The organism is Legionella drozanskii LLAP-1 (genome assembly GCF_001467585.1).
Lineage (GTDB): Bacteria > Pseudomonadota > Gammaproteobacteria > Legionellales > Legionellaceae > Tatlockia > Tatlockia drozanskii.
Window position 1 is genome coordinate 12877 of the sequence record NZ_LNXY01000001.1, and the last position, 18071, is coordinate 30947.

Here is an 18071-nt window from a genome sequence, read left to right on the forward strand (position 1 = left end):
TTTTTATTATGAATTGACTAGTCTTTGCGTTTTGTGGGAACAGGAAATACACTAACTTTGCTATCATCTTTTGATTTTTCTCGGACTTTTGCCACGCCTTGCTTATTAACTTCATCAATGCGAAAAACAGAATGCATAGGGATATAAGTACGTTTAATATTGTTAAACTCTACTTTTAAACGCTCTTCAGAAGGGTCAACAACCAAAGAACTGTTTTCTCCAAAAACAAAACTTTCAACTTCAAGAAAACCAAAAATCTCACTTTCACAAACCTTGCGAGCATAAATTTCATAAACTGCGTCTTGATTTGCAAAAGTAATACGAAATAACGTTTCTTGTACCATAAAGATAAACCTAAAAATAAAACCAAAAGCTATTATACCGAAACTTAGCAAGAATCTTCAAACTTGTTTTCACTTAGAGGAAACTTGTTATTGTTAAATTGCCTATGTTCAAGCGAATCTCTAAGGTTTGACCCTTCCTTAATCTTGTAACGCCACTATTTACTTAGAATTACACAGACGGCAGCAGTGCTCTTTTTCTTTCCCATAACTCTTCTTCAGCTTTCAATGGAAGCAAATCAGGGTGAGCCTCTTGATGTTTTTGCACCACAAGGCTATAAAAGCCAACTGGACAAGGAGAAATCATTTTCCCTAACTCATTTAAAATTTCGAAATTATGCAGCCATCTTGTGGTGGTTACTGGTGGAATATAATAAAAAGAAGATAAATTACATAGAACATAACCTCGGTGCAGCATAGCTCGTTTTACAGTAAGAACCGACATAGGTTTTCCTGTTAACGCGCCAAAAATCGAAAATTGTTTTAGTCTGGCTAATAATCCCCAGAGACTTAAAGGGTTGATGCCCAAAAATATCACATAGCCCATGGGCTTTAAAATTCTATCAATTTCATCAATTGGATTTTTTTGCGGGGTAAAGGCTTCCATCACTAAGGGAGCAACTATGCAGTCCACACTATTTCTATCAATTGGCAAATGAGTAAATGAACTAATAAAAGTACTTGAGGAATTTATAAACGGTGATGCACACCATTTGTGGCAATAATGAAGTTTTTGCAGCCATGGATTAGTACCATAATTACCCAGTTGAAGTAAGGTATCTCCGTATAGAATCTCACTTAAATGCATTAGTTCTGTTGCAAAAAAATCGCTTATGTCTAAACCTTGGGGCGAGCGAAACCATTGCTCAAGAGCACGAAATCTAGTTTTCTGAGCATCAAAAGACAAAATGCGCGTCCCGTATTTTAAATTTCTTTTTGTACCATAGAGTTAGGGTGTGCAGCAAGAGGAGTCATGCTTTCAGGCCTCTTAAAGTCTTTCTATTAAAATTTTACGTGCACTTTCACTCTTTTTTCTCTATAGTAGCGCCGGAATAAAAAGTTGGTTATGGATATGACAACAGCAATCGAACATCGCCTACAAGGAATTGCTCAATTAATTGTATTAAAGAATCTCATTTCTAAAAGTAAAATTATTGAGTATCAAAATCTTGCTTTGACTAACAAGCAGAGCCTTTTGAACTATTTAGTGACTAATCATTTAGCCACGGCATCGACGCTAAGTCAAATTGTGGCAGAACATTTTAATTTGCCTTTATTTGATTTAGATCAGATTGATATAGATGCTATTCCCTTGCATTTAATCAATGAATCCCTAACCTATCAATATAGCGTTCTACCCATTTTCGTCCGTACCGAACATCTGTTTTTAGCGACAGATGATCCCAGTCAGCAAGCAATATTTAAGGAAATTCAATTTCAAACTAGTTTCCCTATCAAACTTGTCGTTGTTGAAACTGATAAGCTGCAAAAACTCATAGATAAAGTCCTCAACAAAAAAGAAAATCAGTATTTATTGAATTATTTAGATCATTCAATTGAGTTAGACAGTTCCGACCTAGTCAATATCGATCTTAAAGCAGCTGATGAGGTGCCGATAGTTAAATTTGTCAATCAAATCTTGCTAGCTGCAATTAAAAATGGCGCATCGGATATTCACTTTGAACCCTATGAAGAAATGTATCGGATTCGCTATCGTTTAGATGGATTATTAACCGAAATAGCCACTCCACCAATTTGTTCCTCGAATCAAATTAGTGCTCGTATTAAAGTTTTAGCTAATCTTGATATCTCTGAGCGACGTATACCCCAGGATGGGCATTTTCAAATGAAGCTAGCTTCTAATTATATTGTTGATTTTAGAGTCAGTACCTGCCCTACTATTGGCGGTGAGAAGTTAGTAGTGCGCATCATTAATACCGCTTCAATTCGTCTGCACATTGACTCGTTGGGATTAGATAACCTGCAAAAAGAACGTTTTCTTACAGCTTTAGGAAAACCGCAGGGATTGATTTTGGTCACTGGTCCAACAGGCAGTGGTAAAACCTTATCCCTCTATACTGCATTGACTATTCTAAATTCTAAAGAAAAAAACATTTCCACTGTTGAAGATCCTGTTGAGATTAAACTGCCTGGTATTAATCAAGTGAATGTTAACCAAAAATCCGGACTAAGCTTCGCTACAGTTTTACGTTCTTTATTACGCCAAGATCCAGATATTATGATGATTGGCGAAATTCGCGATCTTGAAACCGCAGAAATCGCTATTAAAGCTGCACAAACTGGTCATCTAGTCCTTTCAACATTACATACTAATAGTGCGGCAGAAACACTTACTCGTCTGGTTAATCTTGGTATCCCTGCATTCAACATTGCCCACTCAGCCATTTTATTAGTCGCGCAACGCCTAGCACGACGATTGTGCGAGTATTGCAAAATTAGACCTAATGATTTACCCCAGCAACATTTGAAAGCACTCGGTTTTTCTGGCAGCGAAGCGCTTAATTTATATCAAGCGAGAGGTTGCCAACATTGCACGAATGGTTACCGTGGTCGTTTAGGTTTATTTGAACTATTGCCCCTATCAAAAAAGATAAGTGAACAAATCATGAATGGTGCAAATTCGTTTGAGATTCAAAAGCTAGCCCAAGTGGAAGGAATGATGACTATATATCAATCGGGCCTTGAAAAAGTAAAACAAGGATTAACAACGCTTGAAGAACTAAATCGGGTAGCTTGCCATGACGAATAATACTAAACAGCGCTATTACTGGGAAGGTACCAATTCTCTTGGAGAACCTATGCAGGGAGTCATTAATACAACAAGCCTTGCGTTCGCAAAAGCTGAGCTTCATAAACAAGGTATTACGAGCAAAAAAATAATTAAGCACTACCAATCTCTTTTCAAGAAAAAAACCAATCAATCCGAGATCTTTATTTTTTGCCGCCAAATGGCAACACTACTTAAATCAGGTATACCTCTGGTCCAATCCCTTGATATTCTTGCTAAAAGTCAAACTCAGCTAGCGTTGAAATGGCTAATTGAAGATCTTAAAAAACAGGTTGAAAACGGCTACCCTTTTGGTGAAGCCTTAAGAAAATACCCATCATTCAATGAATTGGTGTGTAGCCTGATTTCTGTCGGAGAAAAAACAGGCAAGCTCGATTATATGCTTGAATTAGTCTCAGCCTACAAAGAAAAAATCGAAAGAATTAAAAAGAAATTAAAACAGGCCATGATTTACCCTACTGTGGTTTTGTTGGTTGCCTGTGTAGTGAGTTTTTTTCTTTTAGTTTTTGTTGTACCTCAGTTTGAGTCTTTATTTAAAAATTTTGGTGCTAAGCTTCCTATAATGACTAGTCTCGTCATTCAATGCTCCTCCATGTTTAGACTCTATGGCGTATTCTCTTTATTTATTCTTCTTGGCTTAGGCTATAGTTTAATTCAATTTAAGCAACGTTTTTTGGGACTGAATCAAGCGATTGATAAAATACTCTTAAAACTCCCTCTTTTTGGTGCTATTTTTAATAAAGCGATTATTGCGCGCTTTTCCCGAACTTTAGCAGTGACCTTTGCAGCAGGTTTCCCCCTGGTTAATGCCTTACATGCAGCAGGAGAAGTAACAGCAAACTGTGTATATGCGCAAGCAATTGATAAAGTTAGAGAGCAGGTTTATACAGGGCAACAGATGCATCTTGCGATGAGAAATACTTTTTTATTTCCTAATTTAGTTTTGCAGATGATAGCAATCGGTGAAGAATCGGGTGCACTTGAATCGATGCTCGACAAAATAGCTGATCTTTATGAAGAAGAGGTCAATAATTCTGTGGATACTTTAAGTCACTTGCTAGAACCTATTATTATGGCAATACTAGGTTTAATCATTGGTACTTTAGTTATTGCTATGTATCTTCCTATTTTTAAACTTGGTTCAGTGGTCTAACTTTATGATTGGTCAATTTGAGATTGTTAATCTACCTGCTGCCTTCATTCTCCTGGGCTTGTTTGCGCTCGCTATTGGCAGTCTTTTAAATGTTATTATTTATCGTTTGCCAATCATGCTGCAGGACGATTGGAATAAAGAGTTCCGTCATTCAACTCACTCGACCAATAAAATTAATTTGTTTTTTCCACGTTCTTTTTGCCCGAAATGTAAAACAACGATTCCAGCAAAATTTAATATACCTATTTTGAGTTATTGCTTGCTACGGGGTCGTTGTAGGCAATGTAACCACCCCATTTCTTTACGTTATCCCTTAGTTGAATTACTGAGCTGTTTACTTGCATTATTAGCAGCTTGGCATTTTGGTTTTAACCTCAGCTTGCTATTCGTATTACTCTATATTTGGATTCTCATCGCTCTATTTTTTATCGATTTAGAGCACCAATTGCTGCCAGACTGCCTAACCTTAGGCTTACTATGGCTTGGACTTATTGCTAACACCCAAGCTCTGTTCACGACACTAAACGATGCGGTGCTTAGTGCTGCCAGTGGCTATCTTGCTTTATGGTTTTTTATCAAATTATTTTATTTATTCACTCGCAAAATTGGCATGGGTAATGGCGATTTTAAATTATTTGCGGCTTTTGGCGCATGGTTTGGATGGACTCAATTACCTCTTATCATCTTACTGTCTTCGCTAACAGGAGCAATTATTGGCCTTATTTATCTCAAATCGCGAGGCAAATCAAACGATACCCCAATCCCCTTTGGTCCATTTCTTTGTTTCGCAGGTGTCGTATCTCTTTTCTGGGGGAAATCGCTTATCCATTGGTATCTAAGCCTTTGGTTTTACTAGCTCCGTTTCAAAACTTAAAAATCTGCTAGACTCACGAAATGGAATAAAATAAAAGGTAAACGATGAGTATCACTAAGTTTTACTTATTTATCTCCTCCTTAATATTTTCTTTAGTGGCTAATTCGGCTCTCTATCCTGGCGAAAAGTTAATGGACGCAGCAAATGCGCAAACGCTGGTTTATTTTTCCAAAGGGAACCCGTCCAAACCTCTGGTTATTTTTATTCCTGGAGACTCTCATCTAGCACGGATTTCTTATGGCTATCCCAATGGTAAAAAACAAGACTTTTTGAGTTATTGGTTAAATAGAAAAGGCTATTCATTCCTAGGTGTTTCCTATCCGCTGGAGAATCCTGTTTACTCTCAAATTTACCCAAATTTTACAATTCAAGATTGGGGTGAGCAAGTTATAGAAATTGCTCAGAAAATCATCAAGGAAAATAAATTAAGCAACAACATCATTATCCTAGGATGGAGTATGGGAGGTTCAATAGAGCAAACTGTCGCATCAGCAGCTAAAAAACGTAGGCTCAAACTGGAATTATTTATTGGTTTAGCAGCCGTTCCTCCACTTCCTTATGTGATGCAATCTGGTCCTTATGAAACTAAAACCATGCGAACGAATCATTTAGCTGATCGGACTGCTTTGTTTCCTGTATTTACTCAACTCTTGGATGAGCAAGATCATTATAATCGGCATATTATAATTCCTCAGTCTATTTATTTATCACAATTCATAGGCCATATACCAGCTGCCATTGCGGCCGAAGGTTATAATTACCAAAACGGTCAACTAATAAAAAATGTGCAACAAACGCTAAAAGATGGCGGAGTTTTTAATTTTGCTGACACGCCTTGGATTGCACTCATCGAAGATGACTCGCCCACCACAGCCAAAATCTCACTTATTGACCCTGCAGCTTGGAATTTTATAAGAACAGAAATGATTTATAGCCATTATCTTAAAGGCAATGACTTAAATAAATTAACGCCAGAACAATGGTCGAAATTGGCACATTTGATTGATGAAACCCCTGATTATTTAAAGCAAAACGTCCATGGTAACCATTTTTTCTTTGTTGGTGAAAAAGGGGCCTCAGCAACCGCCAATAAAATAGAAGAGTTGGAATCTAGAGTCAAAAAAATCAGGGGGCAGATTCAAAATATTACTTCTGAGCATTTTACGAGTAAGATTACTAATAATTATTGAGTCATCGTTGTATTGATTGGGCTTTAGCCCTTACCTCAGGGCTTAGCCCCATATTCCATCGAATACGATTGTGAAACGAGTGTAATGAATTTGTTGGGCCAAAGCTTAACCTCCGCGGGGTAAATCTGTACCTTCCGCGAAAGCTCGGGGTTAAACTGTTTTCCTGCTCAGAAAATCGCTAGATAAACGAGATATCGCTAACGACTCTCTTAAGCACTTTTCCTACGTTTAGTCAGAGCAGAGAAAAACTCTGGCTTGTTCAAACCAATTTCAGCAAAAATTTGCGGAACTTTATCCCAGCTATTCTCTTGTTCGATGCTTTCAACCACCAATTCAAAGCCTTTATCTTTATCCGCAGTGACTCCCCAGCCATTAATATAACAAAGACCGTGTAGACGCCTTGCTTCCGCATGACCTAATTTTTCAGCGGATTGTAAATAAACCAAAGCCTCTTCAAAAAGCTGATAAGCTTGGCGCTCATTGCTGGAGCTTGCAAAAAGTCCGTCTTGCTGAAGTTGCTCACGAAATTTGGCTTCTTCCAACAATTTTTTGCCAATTTGATATTGCGCCTTTGCATCATCTATAGCTGCCGCAGCACGTAAACAAGCACTCGACATTATGGAGGCATAGGGATAAGACTTATGACCCACCAATGATTTATAAGTATCCGCTAGCTCATGATAAAGAGCTATTTCTTTAGCGATTACCTCATCTTTTGGTTGATTATGAACACGATTGTGTTGCATCGATTTTATTTTTTTCGTTAACCTCTTAATTTTAAAACGCTTCAGAAACATAAAAACTCCTTTAGATAGTCGGGGGAGCAACCAACCACTCAACTAAGGTAACAGCAACTAAAACCAGAATAATCAGAAAGAAAATTTTAAGTCCAAATCCAAGTGTTTCTTGAACATCTCGTTTTAATTCAGTACGTCGTTCTTCTTTGTTTTCATTCAAATGATATATCTCATTATCAATATGATTGGATGAGTATTGAGATATCAGCCCAGTGATTATGGCTGGAACGATAAAAGTGAGAAAAACCATCCAGGCTGAGCCTGAGTCACTAAAATTGTAGGACTCCTTATACCATTCCCGCATACTAAGAACGAACTCAGGAACGTCATAATTCCAATTCCATAAAAGATAAGGCAAAATGTAAAAACCAAATCCAAACAAGCTCAAACAGGCCAGTAAACAAACAAGACCTAAAATAAAAAGCTTGCTATTTTGTTGAAACCGATCTTGCTCCATATCAATTTTATCCTGGATTAATTACTGCAAAGCCCTTGAATCCACACGGCTTGGAACACTAGTGTGCATTATCTAGTGCATTTATATCTATTTGATTAAACATAGATATTATACTGAATATCTTTTTACCTTATATAATATCAACATAGCAGAAGCTATTGGACTTGCCAAGTAATGCTGGGACTATCTTTTTAACGATTAAAACACTAACTCCTTTAAATAATAAAGAATTTATTTAACGCCTAGCAGCTTGGGAATTAATCCATTAAAATTTCAGTCAGAACCAATGTTTTTTAGAGGCTTATAAATGAAACGAAATGTTTTCATGATTTCAGATGGTACGGGAATTACCGCTGAAAATCTTGGTAATAGTTTGATTACTCAATTTGAAAGTATTGAATTTGATAAACTTACCCTTCCTTATATTGATACCATAGAAAAAGCGGAATCAACCGTGAAACACATCAATGCGTGTTATGACGAAACAGGAATTAAGCCGCTCATTTTTATGACCTTAATTAATCCAGACATCGCTCATACAATTAATCAAGCTAAGGCGCACGTTTTTGACCTTTTTAATGTGTTTTTAGGACCTTTGGAGGTCGAGCTTAAGGCTAAATCATCCTACACGGTAGGAAAGACACATGGGGTAGCCAATCAACAAACTTATACTCATCGCATTGAAGCGGTAGACTATGCAATGTCGCATGATGATGGCATTAAAATTCGTGGTTATGAAAAAGCAGATATTATTTTAATTGGCGTCTCACGTTGTGGAAAAACACCAAGCTGCTTATACATGGCCCTCCATTTTGGCGTACTTGCCGCCAACTATCCTTTTACAGAAGAAGATCTGAAGAGTTTCCGTTTACCCGATATTTTAAAACCTTATAAAAGCAAGTTATTTGGATTAACAATAGATCCAGAGCGATTACAGAATATACGGACCGAGCGTCGACCTAACAGTAAATATGCCTCTGCGGAACAATGTCGGCTAGAAGTATCGGAAGTTGAAGCCATGTATCGATGTGAAAATATTCCTTATCTGAATTCAACAATGTATTCTATCGAGGAGATTGCTACAAAAATCTTGTCCACCGCAGGGATTAGAAGAAAATTTTAAAATTGATTTTGCTATCCTAACCAGGGAGACAGGGATGAGCGAGGATAAAGAATATCAACAAACTAGAAGCTACCTCAAAAATTGGAATCAGCAACTCAAGGACTGCATCTTAGAGGAAAATTCCAATTTAATGCATAGCTATCTTTGCTATTATGATCAACAGCCCGAATTCCTCCGCCAATTACGAAATTTTTCTCATCAGGTAGCCAATCAACTTGAACCTTTGGTGATGGAAAATACTCTCGATATTAATCTCCCAAAAGTTGATCATTATAATGCAATTGGTGAACGTGATGATCGAGTGATTCATCATCCTTCCTACATCTCTGCTGGGGATATCATTTATGGCTCTGACCTGATGCATTATCTCCTTAAGCCAGGGCAAATGCAGAAAACTTTGAGTCTATTTATTCTTTCATCACATGCTGGGGAAGCAGGACATAACTGCCCTATTGCTTGCTCCGCCGGTCTAATTCGCATTTTAAAAAATCATTGTGAATCAGAGGAAACAACTCCATTTTATTTAGATAAATTAACACAACCCTCTTTCAGCAATAATTATACTGGTGCCCAATTTTTGACAGAAATTCAAGGCGGCTCTGACGTGGGTGCTAATGCAACGCAGGCTTACCAAGACAAGCATCAGCAATGGCGAATTCGCGGGGAAAAATGGTTCTGCTCTAATGCAAATGCCGATTTAATTTTAGCGACAGCTCGTTATGATCAATCGCTAAGCGGTACAAAAGGACTAGGCCTTTTCTTGATCCCTAATCGATTGTCCGATGGCAAACCTAATCATTACAACATAAGACGCTTAAAGCAGAAAATCGGCACTCGCTCCATGGCAACAGCGGAAATTGAGTTTCAAGACGCAGTCGGCTATCCTATCGGAGAGCTGCGTCAAGGAATCCATCTTGCTTTAGAAAATGTCTTACATCTATCCCGCATTTTTAATGCATTCTCCGTCTTAGGTATGGCTCGACGCGCTTACCAACTAGCTTATTATTACTCAGTTAATCGACAAGCGTTTCATCACAAGATTATTGATTATCCGCTGGTAAAAGAAACACTGGCACATATCAAAGCAGAAAATACAGCGATGATCGCTAGTATTTTTTATATGGCATTTTGTCAAGACGAGCTTGATACCTATCCTACCAAGGAAAAGTCCAAGGCCAAACAGCTACTTATACGGACCTTAGCCAACTTAAATAAATACTTCACTGCGAAACGGTCTGTTGAAAACATTCATCATTGCCTCGATATTTTAGCCGGCAATGGTACCATTGAAACCTTTTCATCCTTGCCACGCTTGCTGAGGGATTGCATTGTTTGCGAAAATTGGGAAGGCACCCATTTTACTTTATGGATGCAAACTTTAAGAGATATTGAGAAATTTCAGGTTGACCAATTATTTCTTGAGCATTTGAAACAATTAATGAATAAGCTCACCGATCGTTTTCAAGAAAAATCACTCATCAAAGAAAAAATTCATGAGCTCAGCCACGCTATAAAAGCTATGAAAGAATTAAATGCCGCCGAGCAGACCTTAAGAATTAAAGCGATTGTGGAACAAATGGCAATAATTCATGCTGTGTTAGCCTTAGCATTAGAAATCCAAACGCACGAGCCACCAAAAACAAAAGAAGCTGCGTTAACTTTATTCATTAATCGCTATTTTCATAAAAACTATCAGCAAGAGGATAATTATCTCTCACTGTTAGATGCCGTTTTAGGAAAAAATTAAATGTGGCAATGGCCAGGATCAACGTTAGGCCAGGGCCCAACCTGGCGAATCCCCGTGGCTTGAACCACGGGGTCCATTTTAATAGAGCTAGAAAGCCTTTGTGATCAAGATCCGTGAACCTCGCGGTCAAAGCCGCGGAGATTCGCTTGAGCGCTGGCTACATTTTCTCAGTCGTTCTAATCTCCCAAAGAGCCATAAAATCAACGACTGACATAGCTGATAAAGAATTGGTGTCACTCATTGCTTCGAGAATTTCGTCCACACGCTCAGAGTCATACCTTGTCGCTAAATTACGCTTGAATTTTTCAAGCAATACGGGTATTCCTTCCTCGCGACGGCGTTTGTGACCAATTGGATACTCTACAGTGATTAAATTTGATTGGCTGCCATCTTTGAAAACCAACTTCATACTATTCGCGATAGACCGCTTGTCTGGATCATGATAATCACGCGAAAATTGTGGATTTTCACTGACATACATTTTTTCACGAAGTTGGTCGATGCGTGGATCAGAAGCCGCTTCATCTTCATAATGTTCGGCACGCAAATCACCATGCAAGAGCGCTATAGCAACCATATACTGCAAGCAATGGTCGCGATCGGCCGGATTATGCAGTGTACCTTGCTTACTAATAATGCGAATAGCTGACTCATGAGTTACCAATTCAATTCGGGCAATGTCATTAAATCGCTCTTCGATCAGGGGGTGTAAAGAAACAGCGCATTCAACCGCCGTTTGGGCATGAAACTCCGCAGGGAAAGACAATTTAAACAGCACGTTTTCCATGACATAGCTACCGTATGGTCTTTGGAACTTAAACGCTTTGCCACCAAAGAGTACATCATAAAATCCCCATTTCGGAGCACTCAAGGCACTGGGATAACCCATCTCCCCTTTTGCAGCAATAAGAGCCAATCGTACTGCTCGAGAAGTTGCATCACCTGCAGCCCAGGATTTACGGGATCCTGCATTAGGAGCGTGACGATAAGTTCTCAAACTTTGTCCATCAACAAATACTTGGGACAAAGTACGTAGCATCATATCTCTATCAGCACCAAATAAAGAAGCAGCGGCGGCGGCGCTTGCAACTTTCACTAAAATAACATGATCTAAACCAACGCGGTTAAAGCTGTTTTCAAGGGCTAAACAGCCTTGAATTTCATGTGCTTTAATCATCGCTGTGAGAACTTCTTGCATTGTGATCGCAGGTCTTTCTTCTTTTAAATTTTTACGGCTCATATAATCGGCTACAGCTAGAATCGCCCCTAAATTATCGGAAGGATGCCCCCATTCAGCGGCTAGCCAAGTATCATTAAAATCAAGCCATCTTACCATCGTACCAATATTAAATGCCGCCTGTACTGGATCAAGCTCATAATCTGTGCCTGGAACTCGCGCACCCTCTGCTAATATAGCGCCAGGGACAACTGGCCCTAATAGTTTGGTGCACTCAGGAAAATTGAGGGCTAACATTCCACATCCCAGGGTATCCATTAAGCAAAGTCTTGCGGTCTCATAAGCTTCAGCGCTAGTTATTTCTGTATTTAAAACATAATCAGCAATGCCCGAAATGACAGGGTCATAATCGGGCTTAACATTGTCTTCTACAAAGGAATGCATACTAACCTCTCGCTTCGATAGGAATAAATTTTCTTGGATCAGGACCAATATATTCTGAGCTTGGTCTAATCAAACGATTGTCCGCTCGCTGTTCAAAAATATGTGCAGACCAACCAGTTATTCTTGACATAACAAATAGGGGTGTAAATAAATGAGTTGGGATGCCAGAATAGTGATAGGCCGAGGCACTATAGAAATCAAGGTTAGGAAATAGTTTTTTCTCACGACGCATCACCGCCTCTACGCGTTCCGAAACTTGAAAAAGCAGCATGTCATGTTTAGCTTCAGCCAGTTTATGTGACCAGTCTTTAATAATGTCGGAGCGTGGATCACAATCCTTGTATACGCGATGACCAAAACCCATAATTTTTTCTTTTTTAGCCAACATATCCATTAAAATACGCTCAGCTTCGTCGGGGCTCTTGAATTTTTCTAGTAATTCCATAGCCGCTTCATTGGCTCCCCCATGCAAAGGTCCCCGCAAAGTTCCTATTGCAGTCGTCACAGCAGAATAAAAATCAGAGAGTGTTGCTGCAGTAACGCGAGCAGCAAATGTTGAAGCATTAAACTCATGCTCTGCATAAAGAATAAGCGATACATTCATCATATGACGTTCAAGTTCGGAAGGTTTTCTGTCATGTAAAAGGCTCAGAACATGCCCGCCTATTGTTGCTTCATCACTTTCCCCACTAATTTCTTTTCCTTGAAAATGGTAGGCATACCAATAGCACATCATTCCTGGAAATAAGGCTAGTAAGCGATCAGCTATATTATATTGCTGCGCAAAATTTTCTTCTGGTTCGAGGGTTCCTAACATAGAACAGCCAGTACGTAACACATCCATGGGATGGGTGTTTTTGGGTATTAATTTTAGTACTGTTTTTAATGCACTTGGCAAATGCCGTAAACTGATCAGTTTATCAGTATATGTATCAAGCTCAGACCGCGTTGGCAGATGACCGTAATGCAACAAATAGGCGACTTCTTCAAACGTTGCATACTCAGCTAAATCATCAATGGAATACCCTCGATAGTTTAAACCTTCCCCTTCATGACCTACAGTAGCTATGGCTGATTGCCCAGCAACTACCCCAGCCAAACCTCCTGCTGATTTATTGACCATCCTCACCCTCCATTAATTGGTCTAGTTTTTTTTCATAATCGTGATAACCAAGTACCTCGTATAATTCATTCCTTGTTTGCATTTTATCAATCATATTTTTTTGCGTGCCTTGCTCATTAATTGCTTTATAAACAGACAAGGCTGCGTAGGACATCGCTCTGAAGGCACTAAGAGGATATAAAACAAGCTGCACACCTACTTTGGCGAGCTCTTCTCGAGTAAATAAAGGAGTTTTGCCAAACTCGGTGATGTTTGCCAAGATAGGGACGTCGAGATGTCGACTAAATTCTTCATATTCGTCGAGGGTCGTCATGGCTTCAGGAAAAATCATGTCAGCACCCAGTTCCACACAAAGTTGTGCTCGCTCTATTGCTGCACTCATTCCTTCTACAGCATAAGCATCGGTACGCGCCATGATTACAAAATCATGATCCGTTCGCGCATCCACAGCTGTTTTTATTCGATCCCCTATTTCCTGCATGGAAACTATGGCTTTATTGGGACGATGACCACAACGTTTTGCTAGAACCTGATCTTCAATATGAATTGCAGCAACACCCGTGCACTCCATTAACTTCACAGTCCTGGCGATATTAAAGGCATGACCCCACCCTGTATCTACATCCACTAAAAGTGGCAGAGAGCAGGCTTGCGTAATACGCTTTGCATCCTCTAGTACTTCGGTCAAACTAGTCATGCCCAAATCAGGCAATCCATAGGATGCATTCGCAACACCTGCTCCCGACAGATAGATGGCTTTACATCCGACTGACTCCGCAAGCATTGCAGAGTAGGCATTAATCGTCCCCACAACCTGTAATGGTGAATTATCTTTGACTAAAGTACGAAAATGCTTACCTGCAGAATGGGACATTAGATTCAACTCCTTGATAATGAGTGGCATTTTTATCATGCTCTCATTCAGTGACAACTTCAAAGTTCGTCACACGATAAATTAGTTAATCTTTCAAAGCTATATAATGCCACGCAAAACTTTTCCTGGGGAGCTTTTTTTGATTAAACTTTTTGGTAATAGGTGGGGAAATGTTTCATGAGTAATCGTGGACAAGTTTCAACAACTTTGATTGAAGTTATTACAGTAGCAACTTTATTAACCTCTTGACACATTGAGCGACAAGAGGTTAATAAATAGATAGTCTTATTTAGCAGAAACTTCTTTCCACCAATTTGTTTTAGTTTCAGTAGCCCAGTGGCCATCACGCATGCGAGTTACAAATTCTTCTGTTTTTTCTGGGGTAGACATTTTGGAATCAAGTTTTATGCACCAATCCCAATCACCTGTGGTAGACCACATTTTTTCGACGCCGTCCCATTTAGACATCTTGCTTAAATCATCCCATGATTTATTAGTTTTCATGAAAATAACACTGTTCCATGCGTTCATCATAATGACTATCCTTGGTTTGTTATAAGAAAGTAACCTAAGCTGCAATGCTCAGGTTATTTCAGCATAGAACAAGAATTTAAATCTTGCATCAAAAATTTTAAAACACTTTAAATCTGAGAGTTTCTCAAATCACCAAATGCCCTTTCAGATACCATTTACAGTGTCCTGAAAGATAAATTCGGTCATTAAGAACTTCACAATGAACTTCTCCTTTCCGGAAAGATCCTTGTATGGCATGTAATACTTTTTTGTTAAGACGCTCAGACCAAAATGGGGCAAGTACGCAATGCGCCGAACCTGTAACAGGATCTTCTGCGATATTATGTTTTGGATAAAAGCAGCGTGAATAGAAATCAGCCTCACTGGAGCTAGAGGTTAAAATAAGTCCGCGCTTGGGTAATTTAACGAGGGCCTTGAGATCAACTTGAGCACTCAAGACTTTGTTTTCGTCGGCAAGTAAAATAAGATAATCCAAATCACTTTCATAAATATCGAGGCAAGGTTTATCAATCAACCCCGCTATCAGTTCGGGATTAGGGCTCAACATATAGGAGAGTCTGGGGAAATCTAAAGTATAACGATTCGATTTTTTCTTGACCGAAAGTTGGCCACTGAGACTGGAAAAACTAACCGTATCAGCTTTGCTTTTGCCTAATTCATGCAGAGCAAATCCAGCTGCTAAGGTTGCATGCCCGCATAAACTGATCTCTCCTTTCGGTGTGAACCATCGAATATGAAAATTGTGTTGTTCATCTTCAATAACAAAAGCTGTTTCCGATAAATTATTTTCGACCGCTATTGCCTGCATTAGTTCATCATTGAGCCATTCACTTAATAAACATACAGCAGCTGGATTGCCGTAAAACACTTTATCAGAGAAAGCATCAATTTGAAAAATTTCAATGCTATCCACAGCTGACCTCATCAAGTAAATTCATGGTTGGCAAGAGTAACGATCTCAGCAGGGATAAGCAAGCCTTTCTTTTAGTCAGTTATAGCAGTGTTGTCGAATAAAAAATGAACAAATATGCTAACTAATTCGTATGAAGCCGGTGCTTCATACGAACCTCATAATATTCGCACAAAATCCATAGATGTTTTTTGAACAGCTGATCTTATTCCCGTCCATTCAATTTCTGACAACTCATCATCCGCCAGCTCAATTGACATCGGCAGAAATTTAACTTTAGCCCGTTTAAATGAATAAGAAAAATCTCTTAAAATCATTGATAAGTTGGTTGTTAATTTGTTTGAGTCCATTTGATTCAACTCGGCCAGTGCTAATGAGCAGCCATTAAGAACCGAATCTAAGTTTGCCTTTGAAAATTCCATAATAACTCCCTTTACTATTCAGTTATAAAGTATAGAACATGAAAATGAAGATTAGTTAAAACAATTATTTTAAATTTTTAATGATTGCTTTAAGCAAAAACCGCGCCGGTGATAGGGATTGTGTCATAGAAGTTGTTATAAAATTGGGATCATTATTAATATGCGCGGCCAACCATTCGGCACACAAAGGGATAGTCGTTAATCCTCTAGAGCCAAAACCAGCACAAAGAAATAATCCAGGAAGATAGAGTCCTGGTTCTGAAATCCATCGTTTAGAATTACTGGCCAACGATGAAAAGCGAGATGAAAACAATTCTGAGTCAGGCACGGCACCCACTAAAGGCATATAATCGGTTGTTGCCGCTCTTATCCCTGCCCAATTATTTTTTATTTCATCGGCCCAGGGTATTGCCGCCGGTATTTTGGTTAATTTATTTAGATTAGCGAGATCATCAGCAAAATCAATCTCTTTGTTTACCGATTCTAATTGATAACTTGCACCAATCGCATGCATCCCCTCCTGTTCAGGCAAAACATGGCCATCCGCACATAAGGGGATTTTTAATTTGGCGCTGTGCTTATTGCTCGCTATCATCGTCATTTGCCCACGAATGGTTTTAAGGGGCAAATGATTAGTTTGCATAAATTGTTTTGCTTGATAACCATTAGCAATGACTAAAATTTCCGCAGAGGATTCGCCGGCCTGCCATTTCCCTTCTTTAAAAATTAATTCTGGCACGAAAGTATTTGGAATCCAATGGATGCCCGGGGTTTTATGGAGGAGTTGACATAATGCTTGAGAATCTATCCATCCTGATTTGGGGATTAACAAGCCCCCAGCAGCTAATTCGATGCCCGTTATTGACGAGGCTTGCTGCGCATCAACCAGCATACCCAGCTCTGGATAGGCAGCTAACCACGAACTTAAACTCTCTTGAGCTGCTCGCTCTCTTTCATTGAAAGCAAATTGCAATAATCCTGATAATTGACCAATGGACTGGTTTTTTAATAATTGCTGATATTCACGGCTAGCAAACAAAAAAGCAGTAAGCATAAATTGAGTCAAGGGTGAGCGATAGGCTGATAATTTGGGATATAAAACCGCTTGTCTATTACCGGAAGCTCCCTGCCCAACACGGTCGCTCGCATCAATTAAATTAACCTGCCACCCCCTTTTTGCTAAAGCATGAGCGGTATAACAACCGGCAAGACCGGCACCAAGAACAATTGCCGTTTTGTTTGCCGCTGGTGAGTGACGGGCTGAGTGCCAGGGTGTTGAACGTAATTTTTTATTAGCGCATAGCGCCTTTTGGAATTGAGCAATCACCATAGCTCGCTTCGCACCAAATCCTTTTATTTTTTCCACTTGAAAGCCCACGGTTTGTAAATTATTTTTCACCGCGGCAGCCGCAGAGAAAGTGGCTAAGGTGGTTCCTGGTTTTGAGAGAAGTGCAATGATTTGTAGCAAATCTGTTGACCACATTTCTGGATTTTTAGCAGGCGCAAAACCATCCAAAAACCAAGCATCGATGTAATTGGTTCTCAACTGTTGTTCAAGTTCTATGTCGCCACAAATAAGCTGGTGCTTATAACAAGTCGTAGCATCACCTAACATTAGGGTTAAATTAATCCGCCCTTGTTCAAACTGTAAATGATGAAATCCAGGAGTCAGAACAGGATAACTCTCGATGAGTTGGTTTGCTTGCTCTTTTAATTCCGGCCATAAATTTAAACAACGCTCTAATTCTTCTTTAGTCAAAGGATATTTTTCACAACTGAAAAAATGCAGGCGCGCAGTCTTGGGGGCATGTTCTAGCCACAAGGACCAAGTTAATAAAAAATTGAGCCCCAAACCAAACCCTGTTTCCGCAATTAAAAAAGATTCATTGGATAAATTTTGCCAACGCTCTATCAGCTTATTACCATCGATAAAGACATGTCGTGTTTCAGCCAAACCATTTTCTTTGGAAAAATAAATATCAGCAAAGGCTTGAGAAAACGGTAGACCATCACGCCATTGCAAATTCGCTGTTTCTATCGGTACAAAAGGATTACTCACGAACAATTACTCATTTGTATGTAGGTTGAGCCATATT

The 18071-nt window shown here is 39.2% G+C and carries 17 protein-coding genes; 6 read left to right on the top strand and 11 right to left on the bottom strand.

The window, feature by feature from the left end; all coding sequences use genetic code 11:
- Positions 1–17 precede the first annotated feature (17 nt).
- Both Ldro_RS00075 and Ldro_RS00080 read right to left on the bottom strand, forming a co-directional pair.
- Entirely contained in the window at positions 18–344 is a 327-nt protein-coding gene (locus tag Ldro_RS00075; RefSeq protein ID WP_058494385.1) for a DUF1820 family protein, read from the bottom strand.
- Positions 345–513: 169 nt separating this feature from the next.
- On the bottom strand, positions 514–1248 hold the full coding sequence (locus tag Ldro_RS00080; RefSeq protein WP_065235867.1) for a class I SAM-dependent methyltransferase: 735 nt from the start codon (positions 1246–1248) through the stop codon (positions 514–516).
- 165 nt (positions 1249–1413) lie between these two features.
- Here Ldro_RS00080 and pilB point away from each other — a divergent pair, with 165 nt between their 5' ends.
- The 4 genes from pilB (at position 1414) to Ldro_RS00100 (ending at position 6367) form a co-directional block, all read left to right on the top strand.
- Positions 1414–3111, top strand: coding sequence for a type IV-A pilus assembly ATPase PilB (gene pilB / locus Ldro_RS00085; protein ID WP_420795397.1), 1698 nt, complete (start codon positions 1414–1416; stop codon positions 3109–3111).
- Entirely contained in the window at positions 3101–4303 is a 1203-nt protein-coding gene (locus Ldro_RS00090) for a type II secretion system F family protein (protein ID WP_058494387.1), read from the top strand. The genes pilB and Ldro_RS00090 overlap by 11 nt, the downstream gene beginning before the upstream one ends.
- Positions 4304–4307: 4 nt before the next feature.
- On the top strand, positions 4308–5159 hold the full coding sequence (locus Ldro_RS00095; RefSeq protein ID WP_058494388.1) for a prepilin peptidase: 852 nt from the start codon (positions 4308–4310) through the stop codon (positions 5157–5159).
- Between the two features lie 62 nt (positions 5160–5221).
- Positions 5222–6367 (top strand): alpha/beta hydrolase, encoded by a 1146-nt coding sequence (locus tag Ldro_RS00100; protein ID WP_058494389.1) that lies wholly within the window; start codon positions 5222–5224, stop codon positions 6365–6367.
- Between the two features lie 209 nt (positions 6368–6576).
- On the opposite strand, the gene Ldro_RS00105 is transcribed toward Ldro_RS00100, so the two are convergent.
- Together Ldro_RS00105 and Ldro_RS00110 are read right to left on the bottom strand one after the other, a co-directional pair.
- Positions 6577–7164 carry an SEL1-like repeat protein gene (locus Ldro_RS00105; RefSeq protein ID WP_058494390.1) on the bottom strand — a complete coding sequence of 196 codons (588 nt, stop codon included), beginning with the start codon at positions 7162–7164 and terminating at the stop codon, positions 6577–6579.
- A 10-nt stretch (positions 7165–7174) separates the two neighbouring features.
- Entirely contained in the window at positions 7175–7621 is a 447-nt protein-coding gene (locus tag Ldro_RS00110; RefSeq protein ID WP_058494391.1) for a hypothetical protein, read from the bottom strand.
- 307 nt (positions 7622–7928) lie between these two features.
- Between Ldro_RS00110 and ppsR the strand changes: the two genes are divergently transcribed.
- The gene (gene ppsR, locus Ldro_RS00115; RefSeq protein WP_058494392.1) at positions 7929–8744 is read left to right on the top strand and encodes a posphoenolpyruvate synthetase regulatory kinase/phosphorylase PpsR; all 816 of its coding nucleotides are present in this window, start codon (positions 7929–7931) and stop codon (positions 8742–8744) included.
- A gap of 34 nt (positions 8745–8778) precedes the next feature.
- Complete coding sequence (locus Ldro_RS00120) at positions 8779–10491, top strand: acyl-CoA dehydrogenase family protein (RefSeq protein ID WP_058494393.1); 1713 nt, start codon at positions 8779–8781, stop codon at positions 10489–10491.
- Positions 10492–10648: 157 nt separating this feature from the next.
- Here the strand turns inward: Ldro_RS00120 and Ldro_RS00125 are convergent, their stop codons facing one another.
- The 7 genes from Ldro_RS00125 to mnmC form a co-directional block, all read right to left on the bottom strand.
- Positions 10649–12112, bottom strand: coding sequence for a bifunctional 2-methylcitrate dehydratase/aconitate hydratase (locus tag Ldro_RS00125; protein WP_058494394.1), 1464 nt, complete (start codon positions 12110–12112; stop codon positions 10649–10651).
- A gap of 1 nt (position 12113) precedes the next feature.
- A complete protein-coding gene (prpC, locus tag Ldro_RS00130) occupies positions 12114–13235 on the bottom strand; it encodes a bifunctional 2-methylcitrate synthase/citrate synthase (protein ID WP_058494395.1) in 1122 nt (373 codons plus the stop codon).
- A complete protein-coding gene (gene prpB, locus Ldro_RS00135) occupies positions 13225–14109 on the bottom strand; it encodes a methylisocitrate lyase (protein WP_058494396.1) in 885 nt (294 codons plus the stop codon). The genes prpC and prpB overlap by 11 nt, the downstream gene beginning before the upstream one ends.
- 285 nt (positions 14110–14394) lie before the next feature.
- Positions 14395–14640 (bottom strand): hypothetical protein, encoded by a 246-nt coding sequence (locus Ldro_RS00140; RefSeq protein WP_058494574.1) that lies wholly within the window; start codon positions 14638–14640, stop codon positions 14395–14397.
- Between the two features lie 127 nt (positions 14641–14767).
- The gene (locus tag Ldro_RS00145) at positions 14768–15556 is read right to left on the bottom strand and encodes a PhzF family phenazine biosynthesis protein (protein ID WP_058494575.1); all 789 of its coding nucleotides are present in this window, start codon (positions 15554–15556) and stop codon (positions 14768–14770) included.
- Between the two features lie 155 nt (positions 15557–15711).
- On the bottom strand, positions 15712–15975 hold the full coding sequence (locus Ldro_RS00150) for a hypothetical protein (protein WP_058494397.1): 264 nt from the start codon (positions 15973–15975) through the stop codon (positions 15712–15714).
- A gap of 64 nt (positions 15976–16039) precedes the next feature.
- Positions 16040–18034: a bifunctional tRNA (5-methylaminomethyl-2-thiouridine)(34)-methyltransferase MnmC2/FAD-dependent 5-carboxymethylaminomethyl-2-thiouridine(34) oxidoreductase MnmC1 gene (gene mnmC, locus Ldro_RS00155; RefSeq protein ID WP_058494398.1), complete on the bottom strand. Its 1995-nt coding sequence runs from the start codon at positions 18032–18034 to the stop codon at positions 16040–16042.
- Positions 18035–18071: the final 37 nt, after the last annotated feature.

Bases quoted from the DNA above. Each gene is read 5' to 3' on its own strand.
- ppsR (WP_058494392.1), top strand. From the start codon at position 7,929: ATGAAACGAAATGTTTTCATGATTTCAGATGGTACGGGAATTACCGCT.
- Ldro_RS00125 (WP_058494394.1), bottom strand. From the start codon at position 12,112: ATGCATTCCTTTGTAGAAGACAATGTTAAGCCCGATTATGACCCTGTC.
- Ldro_RS00100 (WP_058494389.1), top strand. From the start codon at position 5,222: ATGAGTATCACTAAGTTTTACTTATTTATCTCCTCCTTAATATTTTCT.
- Ldro_RS00090 (WP_058494387.1), top strand. From the start codon at position 3,101: ATGACGAATAATACTAAACAGCGCTATTACTGGGAAGGTACCAATTCT.
- Ldro_RS00110 (WP_058494391.1), bottom strand. From the start codon at position 7,621: ATGGAGCAAGATCGGTTTCAACAAAATAGCAAGCTTTTTATTTTAGGT.
- Ldro_RS00150 (WP_058494397.1), bottom strand. From the start codon at position 15,975: ATGGAATTTTCAAAGGCAAACTTAGATTCGGTTCTTAATGGCTGCTCA.
- Ldro_RS00095 (WP_058494388.1), top strand. From the start codon at position 4,308: ATGATTGGTCAATTTGAGATTGTTAATCTACCTGCTGCCTTCATTCTC.
- Ldro_RS00075 (WP_058494385.1), bottom strand. From the start codon at position 344: ATGGTACAAGAAACGTTATTTCGTATTACTTTTGCAAATCAAGACGCA.
- pilB (WP_420795397.1), top strand. From the start codon at position 1,414: ATGACAACAGCAATCGAACATCGCCTACAAGGAATTGCTCAATTAATT.
- prpC (WP_058494395.1), bottom strand. From the start codon at position 13,235: ATGGTCAATAAATCAGCAGGAGGTTTGGCTGGGGTAGTTGCTGGGCAA.
- Ldro_RS00120 (WP_058494393.1), top strand. From the start codon at position 8,779: ATGAGCGAGGATAAAGAATATCAACAAACTAGAAGCTACCTCAAAAAT.
- Ldro_RS00105 (WP_058494390.1), bottom strand. From the start codon at position 7,164: ATGTTTCTGAAGCGTTTTAAAATTAAGAGGTTAACGAAAAAAATAAAA.
- Ldro_RS00140 (WP_058494574.1), bottom strand. From the start codon at position 14,640: ATGAACGCATGGAACAGTGTTATTTTCATGAAAACTAATAAATCATGG.
- prpB (WP_058494396.1), bottom strand. From the start codon at position 14,109: ATGTCCCATTCTGCAGGTAAGCATTTTCGTACTTTAGTCAAAGATAAT.